Genomic DNA, 20,276 nt, shown 5'->3' with positions numbered 1-20,276 from the left:
TTGTCTCCGGACTTTGCGTACACTTTGCAATCAATCTGATTCGCCTTTTGGAGGGACGAAAAAATGAACAAACCGACGATTACTTTACATTATTGCTCGCAGTGTAACTGGATGCTGCGCGCCAGTTGGATGGCGCAAGAACTGCTGCATACGTTCAGTACCGATCTCGGATCGGTGCGCCTGATCCCCGGCACCGGTGGAATTTTTGTGATTGATATCGATGGCACAGTCATCTGGGATCGTAAGCAAGAAGGCGGCTTTCCCGATGCCGCAGAGTTAAAACGTCGCGTACGCGACTGCTGCTTCCCGGAAAAACCGCTTGGGCACGTAGAGAAAAAAAGCGACTAAGTGTCGGACGACTCCTCCAGCCTACGGAAGCCCTCAAGCAGCGTAGTCAGCCGCCGATGACGCACATCGCGACCAACAAAAAGCTTGCAGGAAAAAGCCGCCTGCAAGGGACGGCCGCAAATGCGATACCAGGGTTTCAACCGCCAGAATGGATGAAATATGAAAAGATCATCAATAAATTTATGTTTACATTCATTAATGGAAGTTATTAATTGCTATTGTCAGCAAGCGGTTTGCGGTTCGCCATCATTGAAATAAAATATTTCTGTTCCGGAGAAAACTCAACGTTTATCCTGTCCGTCGCATTAAAATTAATAATTTTCACATAGGTATAGCGCTCAATCATTTCATGGCCTGAAGTGTCACCTCTGAAAAAATCGTGTATTCCGTAACTCTCTTTTTGTTTACCCATCAACCACTCCAGACTCACATGTAAATGGCGAAAAAGCGGGTCTGAGACCCCTTCTGGCTTATCGTTTCCCGGTAAGCCAAATAAAAAATCGACTATTTCTCGCTATCCGATTTTCCAACATCTGATATTGCCAGGGCGCTTATTCTTAATAATTATTACGGGCTATAGGGTGTATGTCCGTTGCGTCAATATGCCTAATTCTGCTTATTGGGTGTCATTAGTCAATACTCATTCATAATGCCATTTATAAATTCAGAAAAAGCATCTTCGCAACATTAAAATAAATGTGTGGCCAATAGTCCTGGTATTTTTACGGTTAAAGAGAAAGGACGCTATTTATCACCTCCTGCGCACAGTCTCAATACAGTGCGTTAATCGGTGCAGAGTTCGGCACCGTCATCAGCCACGAGAAAAAGGATAAAACCCATTATTTATCATAAGTATACACTCCTCTCTTTGTTTTATAACTTACGCTATGTTGCACGCATTGATGATTTTTAATATTGTTACGTTATAACATTTAGTCACAAATCATCAGGGAGCACAGCATGATCATGAAGAAATCCGCCTTTGTTCTGGGTATGGGTGTATTACTGAGTAGCACAGAAGGCATGGCTCACGATCATCACCACGGAAAGCCGCTGACAGAGGTGGAACGCAAAGCCAGCGAAGGCATTATCGACGATAAAGATGTCAGGGATCGGTTACTCTCAGACTGGGACGGGATCTGGCAATCGCTGAATCCCTTGCTGCTGAATGGAGATCTCGATCCGGTGCTGGAGAAGAAAGCGCAGCACGGCGACAAAACGGTGGAGGAGTACCGCGCTTACTACAAAAAAGGGTATGCGACAGACATCGACACCATCAGCATTGAAAATAACGTGATTGAGTTTCACACGGGTAAAACGGTTACTCGCTGCCGCTATGACTACGCCGGTTATAAAATTCTGACCTACGCCTCCGGCAAGAAAGGCGTGCGCTATCTGTTTGAGTGTAAAAACGCGCAGTCAAAAGCACCAAAGTTTGTGCAGTTCAGCGACCACATTATTGCGCCGCGCCAGTCTCTGCATTTCCATATTTTTATGGGTAACGAATCCCAGCAAACGCTACTGGAAGAGATGGATAACTGGCCAACCTTCTATCCGTACAATTTGAATAAAGCGCAGATCATCGACGAAATGCTGCACCATTGATGCCAGCGGGCAATTTATGCCGGATATTCCTGCAACCAGCCTCTAACGTCCTGTGTCGCTATCTGATGCCGGGCGTTCCAGGTCTGCTCCCCGGCCCCCTACCCTAGTCGCTGGTTTACCCGCAAAGCCACTATTAACCGCCCTTAGAGCGGGCATTGTATGGCTGGAGTGAAGCGCGGGAAATAGCGGAACGCGTGCAGGTATATTGACTAATGTCCTAAATTAGCACCATCAACGTCATTTAAGACATCCCTGACTCACTTATGATGTTTCCATCGCATCCATTGTGAACCCAGGAGTCTGCTATGAACATCGCTACACAACACCACAAAGGCACTGCCGTTATTACCGGCGCATCAACCGGTATCGGCGCGATTTACGCCAACCGCCTGGCCCGTATGGGTTACGACCTGATTATTATTGCCCGCAACCATAACCGTCTGAACCGGATGGCCAGCCATATTACCGCAGATACGTCGCGTAACGTGGAAGCGATCGCCGCTGACCTTAACGATCCGCAACAACTCCGAGCGCTGGAAGCCAGACTGCGTGAAGACGCCAGCATCACACTGCTGGTCAATAACGCTGGCGTCGGCACGCATACACCGCTGCTGAGCAGCGAGGTTGATCGAATGGAAGTGATGATTAACCTGAACGTCACCGCTCTCACCCGCCTCACTTACGCGGTTGTACCCGGCTTCGTCGCCCGTGGCGTAGGTGCAGTTATCAACATCTCGTCTATCGTCGCCATCGCCCCCGAAGTGCTGAACGGCGTATATGGCGGGACAAAAGCCTTTGTACTGGCTTTTAGCCAGTCACTGCATCACGAACTGGCCGATAAAGGCGTTCAGGTGCAGGCCGTACTGCCTGGTGCGACGGCAACGCCATTCTGGGACAACGGTGGCCTGCCGCTGGAACAGCTCGACAAAACCATTGTGATGAGCGCCACGGACATGGTGGATGCAGCACTGGTGGGCTTTCTGCGGGGTGAGCTGGTGACCATTCCCTCTCTGCATAACGACGCCGACTGGCAGGCACTGGAACAGCATCGCCGGGCGCTGATGCCGCAACTCTCCACAAACGTACCAGCAGAGCGCTATCGCGCAATCGCCACCCACTAATCATTAACAGAACGCAGGATAAGACCATGAAACTGACAGGCAATACGATTTTTATTACCGGCGGCACCTCAGGTATTGGCCGCGCGATGGCGGAAAAATTTCACCAGCTTGGCAATCAGGTGATCATTTCCGGACGGCGCCAGGCGCTACTGGATAGCGTCACCGCCGCCAACCCTGGCATGGGCGCTGTCATGCTGGATGTGACCCGCGCGGACAGTATTAAAGCCGCAGCAAAAGAGGTGTTGTTACGCTATCCGGCGCTGAATGTCGTGATCAACAACGCAGGCATTATGCCTTTTGATAATGCTGCCGGTGAACTGGATGACGAGATGGCAACCACGCTGCTGAATACTAACCTTCTTGGGCCAGTGCGCGTCAGCGCCGCGTTTATTGAACACCTGAAACAGCAGCCGGACGCGGTGCTGATCAATAACAGTTCGATTCTGGCGTTCCTGCCACTCGCCGCGAATGCGCTCTACTCCGCAACGAAGGCAGCTATTCACTCCTACACCTTGTCGCAGCGTTTCCTGCTGCGCGACAGTAGTGTCAAAGTGATTGAAATTTCGCCGCCGTGGGTAGATACCGACCTGATTTATAAAAGCGGCGATCCGCGCGCGATGCCGTTGCAGGATTTTATCCAGCAGACCTTCGACAAACTGGGCACCGATACCATTGAAGCAATTGTGGACAGCGTACTGCCCGCGCGTGACAACCCCGGCGCAAATGAGCATGCGGTGGTTAATGCGTTCAATCAGTCCCTCGTCGATAACCCCATTCCTGTTGCATAACCGATGGCGGGGCAGCCCGCTGCCCCCTGGAGTTCATGATGCAGAACCAAATCTCCCCTTCGCAAAGACGCGCCCTGTGGGCGCTGAGCCTGGCCTATTTTGTTCAGGCGACAGGCGCGCTGTCGGTTGCGGGCAGCCTGGCCGCAGTCTCGCATGAATGGAGATTAAGCGACGGGCAAAGCGCCCGCCTGCTCTCCATTTTCGGTTTGACCTTCGCGCTGGCCGCTCCGCTGGCGCAGATCTTTTTCGGTCACCTGATGCGTAAATATCAGGTGCTGGCCGGGATGCTGGTGTTTGGCCTCGGCGCATTTCTCTTCGCGATGGCAGCAGATTACCCGATGCTCATCGCTTCGCGTATTGTGATGGGGCTCGGCGCTTCGCTGATTGGGCCGGTACTGGTGGCGCTCGGCGCGGAGTTAGTGGCGCAGCACGATCGCGGCAGTGCTATCGCCATGATATTGCTTGGTGTCTCGATGGCGAGCATGGTGGGGATCCCGCTGGCCGCCTGGATTGCAACAACATGGGGCGCACGTGAACTGTTTGCGCTGGTCGCTTTGTTCAGCTTGCTTACGGTACTGGCAGTCTGGTTAAGCGTGCCGAATATCGTTAAAGGCGCGGATATCCGCTTTCGCCAGTTGGTCGCTGTGCTGGCAGAGGGTAAATCGTTGGCGGCATTCCTGGTGGTATTTTTTATCACCTCCGGCGTCTACGACATGTACGCGTTTATCTCTCCGCTGATCCGCGATAACTGGCACGGCACAACCACCAGCGTTTCTGTTGCGTTAGCGGTGATTGGCGTCGCCGGGATTTTTGGCAACCTGTTTGTTGGCCGCGCAGCGCGTCGCTACAGCGCCGAGCGTTTACTGGTGGTGGGCATCACGCTGCTGATTGTGGATATGCTGGCGATGATGATCCTGCCCGCAAAACTGATGCTGCTTTATCTGCTGCTGGTACTGTGGGCCTTCTCTACGGATCTGTTGTGGCCGTCCCAGCAGCGGCGAGTGGTGGAAATCGCCACTGCCGAAACACGCGGGATTTCGCTGGCGTTAACCAGTGCCTTCATGTTCTGCGGTATTGGTTTTGGCTCGGCCGTCGCGTCGTGGATCTATCCGCTGTTGGGTTTTTATGGTGTGATGATCAGCGCTGTTTTGTTTTTATTACTGGCGTTAATCAGCTTGCTGATTTCGCAGCGATTACGCGTTCGCTGCCCGACGCTTCAGCCCGCCAGCCTGGGATCTTAGGGAGTCGTGATGCACAAAATTGGCTTAATCATTGCCGATCATTTTCAGGTGCTGGCACTGTCCACGCTGACCGTGTTTGAGTTCGCCAACATGGCTGCCGGCAAAGCCTTTTACCAGCCAGAGGTCTACTCCGAATTTGGTGGCACGGTGCGCTCATCATCGGGCATTGGTGTGGATTCACTGCCGCTTCCGCATGACACGCAGGTGGATAGCTGGCTGGTGGCGGGCGTACTGACACCGGCTGAAAAACCGGCATCGGCTGGCATCGTCAATTTTCTGCAAACCACTGCGCTTCGGGCACGCCGCATTGCGGGAGTCTGCACCGGCGCATTTGTGCTGGCACAGGCCGGATTGCTGGAGAAAAAACGCGCGACCACGCACTGGGCGCACGCCCACAGTTTGTTGCAGATGCATCCCGACATACAGCTTGAAGATGACCGCATTTTTATCATTGATGATCAAATCTGGACTTCCGCAGGCATGACCGCCGGGCTGGACATGGCGCTCGGCATGGTGGAAAAAGATCTGGGCGCGGAGATCGCCCGCGCGGTGGCGCACAATCTGGTGATGAACCAGCGGCGCTCCGGCGGGCAAACGCAGCACTCGGAGATGCTGGCGCTGGCACCGCGTTCCGATCGTCTGCAAAGCGCGCTCGAATATGCCCGCAGCAACCTGAGCAAAGCGCTGACAGTGGAACTACTGGCCGATGCCGTCCATCTGAGCGCCCGCCAGCTTAGCCGCCTGTTTCGTCAGGAGACGGGGAAATCTCCGGCTAAGGCGATTGAGGGATTACGTCTGGAAGCTGCGCGGCTGATGATTGAGCAAAGCCGTCTGTCGCTGGATGCCATCGCTCGCGAATCGGGTTTTCGCGATCGTCGCCATATGCGGGAAGTCTTTATTCGCGGCTATGGCATTCCGCCGCAATCGTTGCGTATTGGGCGCTAAGCCCTATTTTCTCTCTGCGAATGAAAGTGCTGTTGCCCGAAAGTGGATTATTTGTTCACACAGGCGGCGTAAACTGAGTGCAGTTTTAGACGCTTAACGGAGCAGAAAAATGCAGGAAAAAATCACTATTGTCGCTACCATTACCGCCCATGCAGGTGCCCGTGACAAAGTAGCCCAGGCGCTGAAAACTGTGGAGCGGGACGTTCAGGGCGAGCCAGGATGCGAGCAATACCAGCTACATGTCAACAGCAAAAACGATCATCAGTTCGTGATGATTGAGCGCTGGCAATCGGCGCAAATGCTGGCGCAGCATGAACAAGCCGCACCGTTCAAAGCGCTGGTCAGCGCCATCGACGGCTTAGCCGATTTGCAGGTAACGGCGCTGACCGCTGTTGCCTGACGACCACACCCAGGCATTCTGGCCTGGGTTCCTTATCTTCATGCTTTCACCAGATCCGGCCATAAACGCAGCGTGGTGTCGATAATCTGCATCAGTTTTTCCCGCGTCGCACCTTCCCGCGCGCTGATCGCCATCCCCTGCACAATACACATTAAGAAATGCGCAATAACCGGCAGATCGCTGTGCGACGGGATCTCACCGCGCAACTGGCGCTGCTGCAAAAAAGTCAGCAGAGTCTGCTCCTGCGAGGCATGCTTTTCCCTGATCGTCTCGACGATAGGCGCAGCCGACGATGATACGGTGGCAGAGGTGTTGATCAAAAAGCAGCCCGCTGGTGTGTCGCTACGGGTAAAACAGCCGACTACCGCTGTGAAATAATCCCGCAGTGCCTGAGTTACGTTCTTGTCATCACAAAATAGCGTCGCCTGGTATTGCGCAATAAAGCGCGACATGTAGCGGTCGAGAACCGCCATGAATAACCCTTCTTTATTAGTGAACTCCGCATACAGCGTTGGCGCTTTCGCGCCGGTGGCTTCCGCCAGCTCAACCAGCGATGTGGCTTCATAGCCATGCTGCCAGAACAGCATCATCGCTTTGTCCATCATCTCCGCTCTGTCGAAGACTTTCGGTCGCCCACGACCTTTTTTCGTACAGCATGTGACATCGGTTGTCATGGTTCCTCCCTTGTCCACATGAATTTAATTACTAATCATTATAAAAACATTACACAGGTGATAGCCAGCGAAGATTTTAAAAAAAATAACTTAATAACAAATTGATTAATAAGTAATTAATATTTACTTTAATGATCACTATAAAAATAATATTGACGAGTGATGCAGATCACACTTATGATTTACCTATCGATCGTTAAGTTAATACTTACGACGGCCAAACAAACCATTTTAGAAAGGTAAATCACATGAAAAGCATTCAATCCCTGATCGCCGTTGCAGTCCTTAGCTCCCTCTCTTTTGCCAGCATGGCTGCGGTAGAAGTTCAGTCTTCTCCGGCTGACCAGCAAAAAGTAGGCGTGATTTCCGCCAATGCCGGCACCAACCTCTCTTCGCTGGAAAGTGAACTGGCGCAGAAAGCCGATGAAATGGGCGCGAAATCGTTCCGCATCACCTCAGTGACCGGCCCGAACTCGCTGCACGGCACCGCAGTTATTTACAAATAAGACGTTGGCTGGACACCAGCCGCAACAGAAGCTTTTTAGATTTGGGCAATAACGCCCAACACGAATGAAAAATTTAAGGAATAACACCATGAAAACTTTCAATACTATCGCTATCGCTGCTGCACTTTCTGCTCTCTCTTTTGGCGCTTTCGCACAGACCGTTACGGCAACCGGCCGCACGCTGGATGATGCAGAATCCGTGATTGCCGCCCAGGCACAAAAAGAAGGTGCGTCTTACAAAATTATTGAAGCCAATACCAATAACAACGTACACATGACCGCCGAACTGACTAAATAAGATTGTTGCGATGTCTGTGTGAGAGGCGCCTTCGGGCGCTTTTTTTATGCCCGCGAAGGCGACACGAATGTCATTAACCCGATTAGACGCCGACATCATCTTTCGCTACAGAATAGTTAGTGGCATCACGCAGCTACTTACTGCGCATAAAAAAGGCTGCCTGGCAGCCTTTACGCATTTATCGGGGCTGACGCTTCAGCCAGGGATACGGTTTATTCAAAATAGACCGTCGGATTTTCGGCCAGCGAAACGTATTTCTTGCTGTTTTTATTCAGCGTACGGATTTCGCCGCTTTCAATATCGTAAACCCACCCGTGCAGACGCAGCGCGTTGTCACGAAGCCCGACGGCCACAGAAGGATGCGTTTTGATATTGTTAAGTTGCGCGATCACGTTCTCTTCGACCATCGCATTGACTTTGTCGGTCTCGTTTTCGAAAGTCCTTTTCTCAACAACGGCTTTTGCCGCATCTGAATAGTGCAACCAGTGGGCCACCGCTGGCATTGGCTCCAGACTCTGTGCAGTAGCGATCGCTTTCATTGCGCCGCAGTTGGAGTGACCACAAATCACGATATCCGTCACGCCCAGCGCCACAACCGCATATTCGATTGTCGCTGATACGCCACCCGGCTCCGGTCCGAACGACGGCACAATATTACCGGCATTGCGGATAACAAAAAGCTGCCCCGGCTCCTGTTGCGTCACCAGCTCCGGCACCAGACGGCTGTCTGAGCAGGAGATAAACAACGCCTTCGGATTCTGGCTGGATGCCAGGCTACGGAACAGCTCTTTACGTTGCGGGAAAATTTCTTTCTGGAAGCTGAGGAAGCCTTCAATGATATGTTGCATAGCACGTTCTCTTTTTTCGGTATTTATTTCGGGTTGAGAAAAACCTCACGCCAAAAGTCCCGCATCTTGACGCAAATTGCAATAGTTCTCTTTCTGCATCTCTTTTCGCATTACGTCAGCTTACGGCGAGCCGCAGGCCGAGATTGGCGGGATAAGGCGCGAAATAGTTCTGTGTTTGCAGATAACTGTCGGGATATTCCGCCAGATAGTGTTGCAGCAATGTTAACGGCGCAAGGAGCGGCAATAACCCAAGCCGATAATTGGTGATCACCGACAGTAGTTCGGCGCGCTGCCGGTTGGTGAGCTGCCGGGTAAAATAACCCTGAATATGCATCAGCACGTTGGTGTGATTCTTGCGCGAAGCGACATGCTTGAGGATCGCCATAAACTGCTCGCGGTAAGCGACAAAGAAAGCATCCAGATCTTGCCACTCGGCAAGCCGGGCAACAAAAGGCCCTATGTTGCGGTAACCACCCTGATGATGAGCCAGCAACTGAAGTTTGTAGCGGCTGTGAAACGCCAGCAAATTGTTGCGGGTTAATCCCTCTTCACGCAGCGCATTCAGCTCACGCAACGCGAAGATGCGCTCGACAAAGTTTTCGCACAGCAAAGGATCGTGCAAGCGCCCATCCTCTTCTACCGGTAGCCACGGGTATTTTTTCAGCAGCGCAGCGGTAAACAGCCCGATGCCCTCCTTACGACCGCGATGGCCCTGCTCATCATACAGCCGTACACGTTCCATCCCGCAACTGGGCGATTTAGCGCAGACAATAAAGCCGGATAAGTTACTGACGGAAGGCAGGAACCGCTCGGCAAAGTCAGCCATTTTGGCCGTCACATCTTCTTGCGGATCGTGGCTAAAACGCATGCGGGTGTCACCATCGATGGTCTGGATCAGACGCAGCGCCGGACGAGGAACCGGCAGACCAATAGCCATCTCCGGGCAGACAGGTTTAAACGTGACCCACGGCGCCAGTTCATCCATGACAAACCCCATGCGCTTATGTCCTCCGTCGAAACGCACGGCGGAGCCAGTCAGACAGCCGCTAATCCCAATTGTGGGTTGATGGTTCATAAATGCCCCCTGCGCTTAACGGGTATAAAAAGACTTACTTTAAAAATTGCACAAGAATATATATTTGTCTAAGTTTTATAGATGAAATTTATAAATGAATAACTATTACAACTAGTTATGCGCAAGAAAAAATTAAGCTAACGGGTGTATTTTTTAAAGGATAATCACATCGAGGGAGACAACCTGCTGCCACTGCGTAATCTGTTTTTTACGCGCGGCGGTCAGCTTTCCGCTGGTAACCAGCAGCCATTTGCGCTGAGGGAAGATCTCTGGTGCCAGCATTGCCGGAGGAGACGGGAGAATATCAATACGCTGCCCCTGCCCGGTGCGAAGTAATGCTTCAAGCCATATTTCACAGGGATCGTTAAGGTGCCAGCCAGTGAGCAGATAGTGTTCGCCGGGCGCTTTTTTATCCCCTTCCAGACAAAACGCCGTGTAGGAAATAATGATGCCATCGAGAATCTCCCGCAGGGTCATCATCGCCGCGACATTCGCCGACACCAGGCCACGCAGCGGGCGTAATACTTCGCGTACCAGTTCGCCCCTTGGATATTCACGGCCTGAGTTATAAATGAGCTGACGCAGGGATTCGATTTTGCCCTCTTTCAGATGCTGAAGCATCGTCTGCTGAAGTGTCAGCCAGTTATTCGCATGACGGCTACCCGGACGCGCCAACAGAGGTTTCACCTGGCTAACAGGCACACCTTTTTTTATCCAGTCGAGTATTTTTAGCGCCTGCTGCACATCGTCATCGCTGTACAACCTGTGTCCGCCTTCAGTGCGCAGCGGCTTGAGCAGACCATAACGGCGCTGCCATGCACGCAGCGTCGTGGCGGTGATCCCGCAAAGCCTGGCAAATTCGCCGATCGAGTAGGACATGGGTTGCGCCTGATGAAAGAAAGTAACGCTCAATATATCACGGATATTTTCTTGTTGAATGAAGCACCTGCCCGCCAGCCGGAGTACCGTAACCCTTTACGGGTTGCTATCGCACTAATCCAAAGGATAGCACTGCGTCCAGTTGTAATTGATGCGGGCCAGTTTCAGACTGCCAGCAACGTCACCATAATCACGCCCCTGCCGGGCGAGGAAGAACTCCCGTAGCGTCTGCGGCAAGTAGGTTGCGCCATAACGTAACAGTGTGCTGTGCCAAAATAATGGCGGCAAGGGTGACGCCGTGTGTCTGGCAAGCAATTCGTCCCGCCATGCTGAATGCAAAACCTGCTGGCAAAAAGCGTGGCGCATCGCCATCGCCCGTTCATCAGCGATACCCGCAAGCAATAGCTGACCGGGTAATGCCACCAGCCGTAATGCACCTATCTTAATTGTCTGTGCATGATAGCTATTCCAACACGTTGTTAAGTGATGGAGCTTCTCCGGTAAGGACTCCCCATGTTCGTAGAGTGGTAATGTCAGGGGTAAGAAGGTGAAATGAAATCCTTCTGCGGGCAGGATATCCGCTAACGGATCGCGCCCGGCAAGTTGCTGCAAATCATCAAGAAGCGCGCTGACCTGCGCAGGCATGTCTGGCTGTATCCCTGCGGCCAGCGCAAGCCTGCGCGGATCGTAATACTCGCCTCGTGGCTCGCCGATATCGCGGGTAACCCGCCACTGCGCAAGGGTTTGCTGGTTTGTCGAATGGTAGAGGGCATCCAGTTCGCGGTTAATCATCTGGCATCCCGTCAGCATAAAAAATAATTGTAGTACAAAGGCATGCGTTGCTGGTATCGCAGCGCATGCCCGGCCAGCACAGAGTTATTGGGTCGTTTTGCAGGGATGCTGACGCATCGTCATCCGACAGTTTGTCGGTTTTCTCTCTGGGTTTAGCGGTATCGACTTGTCGAGCATTACGCGTCACCCTCCGCCAGAACGCCCCGCGATTTACTTATACCCAGCGCCCCCCGCCGTCCACATGCAGAACTTCTCCTGTAATGAAGCGGTTACTCATCAGAAAAAGAGCTGCCTGTGCAATATCTTCCGGGCGCCCCACTACTTTCGCAGGCAGGTTCGATGCTGTTTGTTCCAGCACCTTCCGCTTTTCATCTCCCATCAGGGCATCCAGAAGTGGTGTATCGATCATGCCTGGCGCTATCGCATTGACCCGTATCGGTGACAACTCGATCGCGAGCGCGCGCGTTAAACTTTCGACTGCTGAGACGGCTGCTGCCATGATTGCTCCGACGTTTAGCGGACGGGAAGACAGTTGTGCGGAAGTCAGGGTAACTGAGCTGGCTGAATGCAGGATGGGTAGAGCAGCCCTGACGGCCAGTAACGGCCCAATCAGTCGCTCATTTATCACCTGCCTGAGATCCGTTTCGGATTCTTCAGTCAATGGTTGCAGGCGTGCTGTTCCGGCGGTGATAAATAAATGATCAATCCTCTCAATTCCTGCAAAAATTGTCGGCCGTGGATTAGCAATATCAGCGACAATCTGAATTGCTCCTCCGATAGCCTCAGATGCATCCTGAAGACGTTGCGGGCTGCGGGATATCAGAAAAACATTACCGCCAGCTTCCTTAGCCTGCCGGGCAGTCTCCAGCCCAATCCCCGATGAGCCGCCAATGATGACGATATTTTGCCCTTTAAAGAAATGATCCGGTCTGGTGGCTGCATTGATACTTTGTGTTTGCATAGCTGGTGCTCCATTTTAATAAATAACCAGCCTCAAAGTACGTTGTCAGGAGTATGCTTTAGAAGTGAGGTAATCATGATTTCATTTATCGTATAAACCGATATAACGCAGAGCACAACTATGGATATGCTTTCCGCAATGCGCATCTTCACGCGTGTGGTAGAACGGGGCAGCTTCTCCGCCGTCGCGAGGGATCTTGGCCTTGGCCAGCCCACGGTCAGCGAGCGCATCGGGTTGCTGGAAAAACATTTGGCTGTGAAACTTCTCTACCGTACAACACGTTCAGTGCAGGCGACGGATGTTGGTATGCGCTTTTACGCACATGCAAAACAAGCAATAGAAGCCGCTGAAGCGGCTGAGGCTTCGGTGATCCCTCCCGGTCAATCGCTGACGGGAACCTTTCGGATCGCGGCACCGCACGGGCTCGGCGAAGTTACTTTACCTAAACTTCTTATTGAATTTCAGGAACGTAATCCGGGATTAAAGATTAACCTGACACTGAATGATAATTTAGTCGATCCAGTAACCGAAGGCGTTGACCTCTCCATACGGATAGGTGAGATTGGCTGCGGAAATTATATTGCACGAAGACTGGGAACCGTCCGGCGGCTTTTGCTGGCGGCCCCAGGCTATATTCAGCATCATGGACAGCCGTATGAACCGGCTGACCTCATTCAGCATCCTTTTATAAGAATCGACAGGCTTTCCACAAATGAGCGATTGAATCTGACAACCATGGATGGTTGCACGGTCGGGGTGCCTATCCATACATCATGGTGTGTTAATCACTGGAGGCCTTTACTTGAAGCAATATTGGCAGAAAAAGGAATAGGAGCCCTGCATTCAACCGTCTGTAGCCAGGAAGTTGCTGACGGAAAGCTGATTCAAATTATGCCCTCTTATCATTTCAGAGCATTAGAAGCCCATGCCCTCTATCCGCCAGGGCTGCATCCTTCCGCCAAAGCGAGTGCTTTCCTTACTTTGCTTAGCGAGCGCAGAGATGAGTTTTTGGGTATACAGGGTTGATTTGCTCACTGTGAATTAACTAAACACTGTGGTAGTAAAATCAATCACCTGAAATAAAATGTCGGCTGGATTTAGCACGGAATTATCAGACACCAGAGGAGCTTGCGGTACAGTGGTGAAACGGGAAATTAGACAGTAAGAATTCAGGTGTTTGGAGTGGCTGTTGTATCTAATACTGGGAGCAGGTCAAACGGTGTTTAATTATATCGAGCGTGATGACAATCGGTGGCGTCGTCACAGTGCCTGTGGCGCTCTCAGCCCGGAACAGTTTGAAAACAAAAACTCGCTTAGGGCTGTGTCCACATTACGTGGGTAGGATCATTACTGAAATAGGCACATTAAAGGACATTGGTTTCAAACATGGCCGCTGGCTTGACACGGTTTTGCTGCAAATGAAACCTGGAGAAGGGAATAGTACTCTGCCAGAAGATTCAGATCTTATGCTCTGAGGCAGGAATAAGGAGGCATCAGCCCCCTTTATATTTATTTCAATCGCTTACCTGTTTTATCAACGACTTTCTCGCCATCTTCCTTAGCAAATGCGCCTTTTTGCGCATCCGGAAGAATATCCAGCACCACTTCGGAAGGACGGCATAGACGCGTTCCCAACGGTGTCACCACAATCGGACGGTTAATCAGGATCGGATGCTGAAGCATAAAATCGATTAACTGATCGTCAGTAAACTTATCTTCCGCAAGCCCCAGTTCTTCATAAGGCTCGACGTTTTTGCGCAGCAAAGCCCGGACTGAAATGCCCATATCTGCAATGAGTTTGACCAGCTCATCGCGTGAAGGTGGATTTTCAAGGTAATGAATGACGGTCGGTTCATTACCACTGTTGCGAATCATCTCCAGCGTATTTCGCGACGTGCCGCAGGCTGGGTTGTGATAAATGGTGATGTTGCTCATATCAGTATCTCATTACAAAGTGAAAGAGAGACGTAGCGCCAGCGCGGCCAGCGTTACAAACAGCACAGGCAGAGTCATGACGATCCCGGTGCGGAAATAGTATCCCCAGGTGATGGTCATATTCTTCTGTGAAAGTACATGCAGCCAGAGCAGCGTTGCCAGGCTACCAATAGGTGTAATTTTCGGTCCCAGATCGCAGCCAATAACGTTGGCGTAGATCATCGCCTCTTTGATAACGCCTGCTGCGGTGCTGCCATCAATAGATAGGGCGCCAACCAGCACGGTAGGCATGTTGTTCATGATGGAAGACAGGAAAGCCGTCAGGAAGCCAGTACCCAGCGTCGCAGCCCAGAGCCCTTTATCCGCCAGTACGTTCAGCACACCTGAAAGGTATTCGGTTAGCCCGGCGTTGCGCAGACCGTAGACCACCAGGTACATCCCCAATGAGAAGATGACGATCTGCCAGGGTGCGCCACGCAGCACTTTGCCGGTGTTAATGGCATGGCCTCGTTTCGCCACGGTAAACAGTATTACCGCCCCAACAGCAGCAATTGCGCTTACGGGAATCCCGAGCGGCTCGAGGATGAAAAAACCTACCAGCAGAAGAATCAAAACTATCCAGCCGGTGCGGAACGTAGCAGGATCTTTTATTGCTTTTGTCGGTGTCTTAAGGAGAGCCAGATCGTAAGTCGGCGGGATATCCTTGCGGAAGAACAGATGCAGCATAACCAGCGTGGCAACAATGGCTGCAATATCAACCGGAACCATCACCGACGCATATTTGGTGAATCCCAGACCAAAAAAGTCCGCCGAGACGATATTCACCAGGTTCGACACGATAAGTGGCAGGCTGGCTGTATCGGCAATAAACCCGGCAGCCATGACGAATGCCAGTGTCGTGCCTTTGCTGAACCCTAATGCCAGTAGCATGGCGATGACTATCGGCGTCAGAATAAGTGCCGCACCATCGTTGGCAAACAGTGCCGCTACCGCTGCGCCGAGCAGGACGATCCAGGTAAAGAGCAAACGACCACGCCCATTCCCCCAACGAGATACGTGCAGCGCTGCCCATTCGAAAAAGCCGGACTCATCAAGCAGCAGGCTGATGATAATCACGGCAATAAAGGTCGCTGTCGCGTTCCAGACGATATTCCACACCACCGGAATATCGCTTACATGCACAACGCCAGAAATCAGAGCCAGTCCCGCGCCCAGCATCGCGCTCCAGCCGATCCCTAATCCCTTAGGCTGCCAGATAACCAAAACAATGGTCAGGACAAAAATAGCGCCTGCCAGTAACATAAAACCTCCTGACAGGGCGACTTTGCCGCCCTGTATATGCAAAAAAATTAACTCATCAACTCTCTGAGCTTTTCAATACCGGCGGGCTCTGACGCCAACACCGGAACAAGCGCTATACGGTCAGCGTGCTGATTCTTAACAGCCTCAATCTGAGGTAGTTCCTGATGAGCGCGCTGGCAAAGCAACGGAGAACGCGTATCCGCAATGGAAAGGCTGTTATTGATAATCCAGCCCCACGGATGAATCCCCGCTCTTTCAAGGTCAGCCTGCAGGTTTGCCGCTTCCAGCACCGGTGTGGTTTCAGGAAGCGTAACAAGCAGAACTTTGGTTCTATCCGGGTCCTGAAGCTGCATCATTGGGGTAGTAAAATGACCTTTACTCCCCATTTTTTTGGCAATCTCTCGGTGGTAGGCCCCGGTCGCATCCAGCAGCAACAGCGTGTGTCCCGTAGGGGCGGTATCCATGACAACAAACCGTTTACCCGCTTCACGAATCACCCGGGAAAAGGCCTGAAACACGGCAATTTCTTCAGTACAGGGAGAACGTAAATCCTCTTCCAGTAGCCGTTTCCCTGCTTCGTCCAGATCTCTTCCTTTCGTCTCAAGAACATGCTGGCGATAGCGTTCGGTTTCATCGTGTGGATTAATCCTGCTGACCTGCAGGTTTTTGAGGCTGCCGTTCAGCGTTGTACTCAGGTGCGCTGCAGGATCAGAGGTCGTGAGATGCACGTCAAATCCCATGTCTGCCAGCCTTACGGCGATGGCAGCAGCCATCGTGGTTTTCCCTACGCCACCTTTGCCCATCAACATAATCAGGCCGTGTTCACTGCGAGCGATATCATTGACCAGGCCAGAGAGCGATAACTTTTCAGACGTGTACAGGATGTTCGTTACCAGGAGCGGTAATGCCACAGAATGGGTATCCAGCAGTCCCTTCAATGCTGAAACACCAACCATATTGACTGGCTGTAATAATAGGGTATCTGTCGGTAGCTCAGATAAACCGGCAGGAAGATTTGCCAGTGCCTCCTGCTCACGTTGCCATATCGCAGCGGCCAGGGCGTCATGTTCAGCTTCGGCTTTAGGCAGCACACCATTAATCACCAGGTACTGGTTTTTCAGGCCAATTGCGGCGAGTTCTTCATGGGTGCGGGCGACTTCCTGCAGCGTAGATTTTTGCAGTCGTGCAACCAGAACCAGGCGGGTACGTTCAGGATCGGATAACGCCTCTACCGCATGAGCATACTGCTCACGCTGCTTTTCCAGCCCGGCCATTGGGCCAAGACAGGAAGCACCATCTGGATTACCTTCAATGAAGCTACTCCAGGCACCGGGAAGCTGGAGAAGGCGAATCGTGTGGCCCGTCGGCGCTGTATCAAAAATGATGTGATCGAAGCGGGTCAGCAGGGAAGCGTCTGTCAATAAGCCGGTGAACTCATCAAACGCCGCAATCTCAGTGGTACAGGCTCCTGAAAGCTGTTCACTGATGCTGTTAACAACGTCATCAGGCAAAAGACCTTTAATTGGGTCAATGATTCTGGCGCGGTATTGCTGGGCAGCGTCCTGTGGGTCGATCTCCAGCGCCGAAAGGCCTGGCACCGCAGACACCGACTGAATAGTGTTGCCGATAGGCTGATCAAATACCTGACCGACGTTAGAAGCCGGGTCGGTACTGACCAGCAAAACCCGCTTACCCTGTTCAGCAAGGCGGATAGCCGTCGCGCAGGAAATAGAAGTTTTACCTACACCTCCCTTACCGGTAAAAAACAGGTAAGGCGGGATATTCTGTAAGAATTTCATATGTCCCCCTGACATATTCAGCAACAGGAAGTATTACCACCACAGCAGCTGGTGGGAGCTAACCCTACCTTCTCCAGCGGAATACCGAACCAGCGAGCCAGCTCAGCACGTTTTGGGTATCGCCCTGCCATCACCGTTTCGCCGTCCAACAGCAGTAGCGGAAGCCCTTCTGCTCCGGATGCTTCGAGGAATGTTTTCGCTTTCTCGTTCTGAACAAAGCTCATGGGCTGCTGCGCCAGGTTGTAACGTTCCACCTGTACGCCACGTCCTTTCAGCCACTGCACATCAGCAGAGAAATCAACCAGAACCTGATCGACATCTGAGCCACATACGCCGGTACTGCAGCACATTGCCGGGTCAAACACCGTTAACGTTTTCATTCTGAACACCTCACATTTGAAAAATCATATATGTTCAGGCAAATTTTTTAGATGCAAACAGCCTTACCGCTACCAGAGCAGTTTGCCGATGCCAGCTTACGGGCGATGGCCTGTACGTCGTCCTGTTGGCTTAACCAGGCCTGCTCAATCACCCGAGCGGCCCAGGAAGGAATATGTGGGGATAAGCGGTAGTGAACCCACTTGCCCTGCTTGCGATCCAGCAAAAGTCCATTTTCCCGGAGCATTGCCAGATGGCGGGAGATCTTGGGCTGTGACTGATCCAGCGCCATACAGAGATCACACACGCACAGCTCTCCCATCTCTCTGAGCAGCAGTACGATCCCCAGACGGGTTTCATCGGAGAGGTTTTTGAAGAGTTTTAAGGATGTTAGTGACATCTGGCCTCCTGTTCTATTGAAGTTAGGATACTCCCAAAAGGAGCAAAATCAACATTCACATTCGAAAAAACACATGTGTTATTTAGACGGTTTTTTTGCTAACGAGCAATAATTACAGCTAACACACTAAAATATAGTGATTTAAAGTGTTATACAGTGCCTGGAATACACACTTCGTTATTGGTTTAGCTGGCTTATGCGCCAAGGAATAGAATGTGATAAAAAATTAAAATCTCAGGTTACAGAATCTACAAGCAATTGATTTTAGAGCCAAATCTAAAGCTCAACCTAATAGTTGGGGGAAATGAGGTTGGAAAATCAACCCTAATGGAAGCAATAGCCTTAGCGCTAACAGGCGAATCAACGGTAAAGGAGCTAATGATAAACTAAATCCGTATTGGTTTAATACAGAGCTAAATAGCTGCGCGGAATAGTAGATCGCTTATAGTGAACTCAGCCCGGATTGTACGATCTGATTAATCGCCAAATCAAAACAAATCACCAACCGGTTTACTCGCCGTGGGTGAACCACGTTGAGCGGTTATGGCAGGCGCTTCATGACACGATAACCCGTAATAATCAGTGCCGCTCAATGTGGCAGTTACTGAAAAAGGTTCGCCATTTTATGGAAACAGCCATCCCGTTCCCCGGAGGAAAACATGGTCAGGCAAAAGTGTAGCGGTATTAGGCGCAGCTATTTAGCTCAGTTTCGTTAGCACACAGGAAGCAACGCAGCCATACATCCTGATAACCACATGACTAGCAATACTCTATTTAGTATATTACCCGCATGCACTGACCGTATCGCGTTGCTATCAACAGCAAGGTTATACTATCTACTCGGACAGTCAGGTTTATCACATGTCCATTAGGATGAACAAAAATAGAAGTCCTTCGTCTTGATGTTAATGATTATGGCTGGAAAGCAAGTGTCAGGTTCACAGCACAGGATCATTTTGGTCTGGATGTCAGTGATATACGTAAGCAAAAATTCAATCAGTTTCAGTTTTTCAAAATATGGTTCATTCTTCAACGGTTTGATAGATTTGGCTTTCGTCCATTCCTGACAAATATGGAAGCGGTGATTGACATAGAAGGGAAACGATAATGCGTAAACTAGTATTTTTTTCACTCATTGTGGTTTTATGTATTATTGGTTATCTGTTTACAGAAAAGTCTAATGTTTCTGTTATCGGTGCACATTACGATGGTAGTACAGCACAAGTTATTGTTAATAAATTACCTTTGACCGACTCAGATAAGATCAATTGGTGGAAAAAAAAACCAAAACAAAATCCTTAAAAAATATAACATTCCAACTGGTGATAAAACACCAGTTCTTATTGTAATCTATGCTTTCGGTGATGGCTATCAGGAAGAAGGTAAAGAAGACAGGCCTTGTTTCTCAGATATAAAACCACCAAAAAATTGTATTGATAAAAACATTCTTATGATGATCTGGCGCACGCGCGATGGAGGCGTAAAATATCAATTCTAATTTGTATTAGTTGCGTCTTAATCTGATGCATGCCATTGAAAGTTTGAGAGTTTACGTTTTTTGATATGGATATCTCATCCTTATAAAAAACACAAGGTAACTGGTAATCCCCCATTTTTAACCGGCCAGATAAGTAGAATCGGATAAGCGCTGAATATGCTGCATTGGTGTGAAGCCATTCAGTGCCATATTCGGTCGTTCATGATTATAGAACCATTGCCATTGTGTCGCGTATTCCTGTAACTCACTCAGCGAATAAAACAGATAGTGCCCCAGCCAGTCATAACGCACTGTCCGGTTATAACGCTCAATATACGCATTCTGCTGTGGCTTCCCCGGCTGAATAAAATTGAGGATAATATTTTGTTGTTCAGCCCATATTATCAGAGTGTTACCTGCATATTCCGGTCCGTTGTCACAACGAATTGATGCCGGTTTCCCTTTCCATTCAATCAGTTGTTCGGGAGTTCTGACCACCCGACT

General features: G+C 50.8%; 26 protein-coding genes and 3 pseudogenes. 16 read left to right on the top strand and 13 right to left on the bottom strand.

The genetic code is table 11. The features are described 5' to 3' along the window. Positions 1-63: 63 nt before the first annotated feature. Complete coding sequence (locus tag GA0061070_RS09150; RefSeq protein ID WP_090135483.1) at positions 64-348, top strand: Rdx family protein; 285 nt, start codon at positions 64-66, stop codon at positions 346-348. 208 nt (positions 349-556) lie between these two features. Here GA0061070_RS09150 and GA0061070_RS09145 read toward each other — a convergent pair whose 3' ends face one another. Further along, positions 557-760: a hypothetical protein gene (locus GA0061070_RS09145; protein ID WP_090135482.1), complete on the bottom strand. Its 204-nt coding sequence runs from the start codon at positions 758-760 to the stop codon at positions 557-559. A 548-nt stretch (positions 761-1,308) separates the two neighbouring features. Between GA0061070_RS09145 and zinT the strand changes: the two genes are divergently transcribed. From zinT to GA0061070_RS09115, 6 genes are all read left to right on the top strand, one after another. Continuing rightward, a complete protein-coding gene (gene zinT, locus GA0061070_RS09140; RefSeq protein WP_090135480.1) occupies positions 1,309-1,953 on the top strand; it encodes a metal-binding protein ZinT in 645 nt (214 codons plus the stop codon). A 305-nt stretch (positions 1,954-2,258) separates the two neighbouring features. Next, positions 2,259-3,074 (top strand): SDR family NAD(P)-dependent oxidoreductase, encoded by an 816-nt coding sequence (locus GA0061070_RS09135; RefSeq protein ID WP_090135478.1) that lies wholly within the window; start codon positions 2,259-2,261, stop codon positions 3,072-3,074. Between the two features lie 26 nt (positions 3,075-3,100). Next, positions 3,101-3,862, top strand: coding sequence for an SDR family oxidoreductase (locus GA0061070_RS09130; protein ID WP_090135477.1), 762 nt, complete (start codon positions 3,101-3,103; stop codon positions 3,860-3,862). Positions 3,863-3,900: 38 nt separating this feature from the next. After that, the gene (locus GA0061070_RS09125; protein ID WP_090135476.1) at positions 3,901-5,103 is read left to right on the top strand and encodes an MFS transporter; all 1,203 of its coding nucleotides are present in this window, start codon (positions 3,901-3,903) and stop codon (positions 5,101-5,103) included. A gap of 9 nt (positions 5,104-5,112) precedes the next feature. Beyond that, positions 5,113-6,048 (top strand): GlxA family transcriptional regulator, encoded by a 936-nt coding sequence (locus GA0061070_RS09120; RefSeq protein ID WP_090135474.1) that lies wholly within the window; start codon positions 5,113-5,115, stop codon positions 6,046-6,048. A 109-nt stretch (positions 6,049-6,157) separates the two neighbouring features. Next, positions 6,158-6,448 carry a putative quinol monooxygenase gene (locus GA0061070_RS09115; RefSeq protein ID WP_090135472.1) on the top strand — a complete coding sequence of 97 codons (291 nt, stop codon included), beginning with the start codon at positions 6,158-6,160 and terminating at the stop codon, positions 6,446-6,448. 38 nt (positions 6,449-6,486) lie between these two features. Here GA0061070_RS09115 and GA0061070_RS09110 read toward each other — a convergent pair whose 3' ends face one another. After that, positions 6,487-7,122 carry a TetR/AcrR family transcriptional regulator gene (locus GA0061070_RS09110; protein ID WP_090135470.1) on the bottom strand — a complete coding sequence of 212 codons (636 nt, stop codon included), beginning with the start codon at positions 7,120-7,122 and terminating at the stop codon, positions 6,487-6,489. Positions 7,123-7,370: 248 nt separating this feature from the next. Here GA0061070_RS09110 and bhsA point away from each other — a divergent pair, with 248 nt between their 5' ends. Together bhsA and GA0061070_RS09100 are read left to right on the top strand one after the other, a co-directional pair. Then, entirely contained in the window at positions 7,371-7,628 is a 258-nt protein-coding gene (bhsA, locus tag GA0061070_RS09105) for a multiple stress resistance protein BhsA (RefSeq protein WP_090135468.1), read from the top strand. 88 nt (positions 7,629-7,716) lie between these two features. Then, positions 7,717-7,926 (top strand): YdgH/BhsA/McbA family protein, encoded by a 210-nt coding sequence (locus GA0061070_RS09100; protein WP_007373399.1) that lies wholly within the window; start codon positions 7,717-7,719, stop codon positions 7,924-7,926. Positions 7,927-8,138: 212 nt separating this feature from the next. Here GA0061070_RS09100 and GA0061070_RS09095 read toward each other — a convergent pair whose 3' ends face one another. From GA0061070_RS09095 to GA0061070_RS09075, 5 genes are all read right to left on the bottom strand, one after another. After that, on the bottom strand, positions 8,139-8,774 hold the full coding sequence (locus tag GA0061070_RS09095; protein WP_090135466.1) for a carbonic anhydrase: 636 nt from the start codon (positions 8,772-8,774) through the stop codon (positions 8,139-8,141). A 115-nt stretch (positions 8,775-8,889) separates the two neighbouring features. Next, positions 8,890-9,849 (bottom strand): YbgA family protein, encoded by a 960-nt coding sequence (locus GA0061070_RS09090; protein WP_090135464.1) that lies wholly within the window; start codon positions 9,847-9,849, stop codon positions 8,890-8,892. Positions 9,850-10,002: 153 nt separating this feature from the next. Beyond that, a complete protein-coding gene (locus GA0061070_RS09085) occupies positions 10,003-10,728 on the bottom strand; it encodes a MerR family transcriptional regulator (protein ID WP_090135462.1) in 726 nt (241 codons plus the stop codon). Positions 10,729-10,842: 114 nt separating this feature from the next. Continuing rightward, positions 10,843-11,520: a hypothetical protein gene (locus tag GA0061070_RS09080; protein ID WP_090135460.1), complete on the bottom strand. Its 678-nt coding sequence runs from the start codon at positions 11,518-11,520 to the stop codon at positions 10,843-10,845. 214 nt (positions 11,521-11,734) lie between these two features. Further along, complete coding sequence (locus tag GA0061070_RS09075) at positions 11,735-12,481, bottom strand: SDR family oxidoreductase (RefSeq protein ID WP_090135459.1); 747 nt, start codon at positions 12,479-12,481, stop codon at positions 11,735-11,737. A 120-nt stretch (positions 12,482-12,601) separates the two neighbouring features. On the opposite strand from GA0061070_RS09075, the gene GA0061070_RS09070 reads away from it, so the two are divergent. Further along, entirely contained in the window at positions 12,602-13,507 is a 906-nt protein-coding gene (locus tag GA0061070_RS09070; RefSeq protein ID WP_090135457.1) for a LysR family transcriptional regulator, read from the top strand. A 323-nt stretch (positions 13,508-13,830) separates the two neighbouring features. After that, positions 13,831-13,956, top strand: a pseudogene (locus GA0061070_RS09065) (GNAT family N-acetyltransferase); the annotation flags it as partial. Between the two features lie 34 nt (positions 13,957-13,990). Here GA0061070_RS09065 and arsC read toward each other — a convergent pair. From arsC to arsR, 5 genes are read right to left on the bottom strand one after another with little or no spacing between them, the layout of a single operon-like run. Beyond that, the gene (gene arsC / locus GA0061070_RS09060; protein ID WP_090135455.1) at positions 13,991-14,416 is read right to left on the bottom strand and encodes a glutaredoxin-dependent arsenate reductase; all 426 of its coding nucleotides are present in this window, start codon (positions 14,414-14,416) and stop codon (positions 13,991-13,993) included. Between the two features lie 12 nt (positions 14,417-14,428). Then, positions 14,429-15,718: an arsenite efflux transporter membrane subunit ArsB gene (gene arsB / locus GA0061070_RS09055; RefSeq protein WP_090135454.1), complete on the bottom strand. Its 1,290-nt coding sequence runs from the start codon at positions 15,716-15,718 to the stop codon at positions 14,429-14,431. Between the two features lie 47 nt (positions 15,719-15,765). After that, on the bottom strand, positions 15,766-17,517 hold the full coding sequence (gene arsA, locus GA0061070_RS09050) for an arsenite efflux transporter ATPase subunit ArsA (protein WP_090135452.1): 1,752 nt from the start codon (positions 17,515-17,517) through the stop codon (positions 15,766-15,768). A gap of 17 nt (positions 17,518-17,534) precedes the next feature. Then, complete coding sequence (gene arsD, locus GA0061070_RS09045; protein WP_057067457.1) at positions 17,535-17,897, bottom strand: arsenite efflux transporter metallochaperone ArsD; 363 nt, start codon at positions 17,895-17,897, stop codon at positions 17,535-17,537. Between the two features lie 47 nt (positions 17,898-17,944). Then, entirely contained in the window at positions 17,945-18,295 is a 351-nt protein-coding gene (gene arsR, locus GA0061070_RS09040; protein ID WP_090135450.1) for an As(III)-sensing metalloregulatory transcriptional repressor ArsR, read from the bottom strand. A 258-nt stretch (positions 18,296-18,553) separates the two neighbouring features. Here arsR and GA0061070_RS09035 point away from each other — a divergent pair, with 258 nt between their 5' ends. From GA0061070_RS09035 to GA0061070_RS25505, 5 genes and pseudogenes are all read left to right on the top strand, one after another. Continuing rightward, positions 18,554-18,685, top strand: coding sequence for an ATP-binding protein (locus GA0061070_RS09035; protein WP_208598164.1), 132 nt, complete (start codon positions 18,554-18,556; stop codon positions 18,683-18,685). Positions 18,686-18,794: 109 nt separating this feature from the next. Then, a pseudogene (locus tag GA0061070_RS09030) lies at positions 18,795-18,974 on the top strand (IS630 family transposase); the annotation flags it as partial. Between the two features lie 198 nt (positions 18,975-19,172). Further along, positions 19,173-19,403, top strand: a pseudogene (locus tag GA0061070_RS09025) (DUF3289 family protein); the annotation flags it as partial. After that, positions 19,403-19,597, top strand: a complete 195-nt coding sequence (locus GA0061070_RS25510) for a DUF943 family protein (protein ID WP_244153074.1) — start codon at positions 19,403-19,405, stop codon at positions 19,595-19,597. The pseudogene GA0061070_RS09025 and the gene GA0061070_RS25510, both read left to right, overlap by 1 nt. After that, positions 19,554-19,793 carry a DUF943 family protein gene (locus GA0061070_RS25505; protein ID WP_341844372.1) on the top strand — a complete coding sequence of 80 codons (240 nt, stop codon included), beginning with the start codon at positions 19,554-19,556 and terminating at the stop codon, positions 19,791-19,793. The genes GA0061070_RS25510 and GA0061070_RS25505 overlap by 44 nt, the downstream gene beginning before the upstream one ends. A gap of 117 nt (positions 19,794-19,910) precedes the next feature. On the opposite strand, the gene GA0061070_RS09015 is transcribed toward GA0061070_RS25505, so the two are convergent. Next, a partial coding sequence (locus GA0061070_RS09015) for an integrase core domain-containing protein (RefSeq protein WP_139109742.1) occupies positions 19,911-20,276 on the bottom strand: 366 nt, incomplete at its 5' end.

Source organism: Kosakonia oryziphila (assembly GCF_900094795.1).
Lineage (GTDB): Bacteria > Pseudomonadota > Gammaproteobacteria > Enterobacterales > Enterobacteriaceae > Kosakonia > Kosakonia oryziphila.
This window is presented reverse-complemented; position numbering and strand designations above follow the sequence as displayed.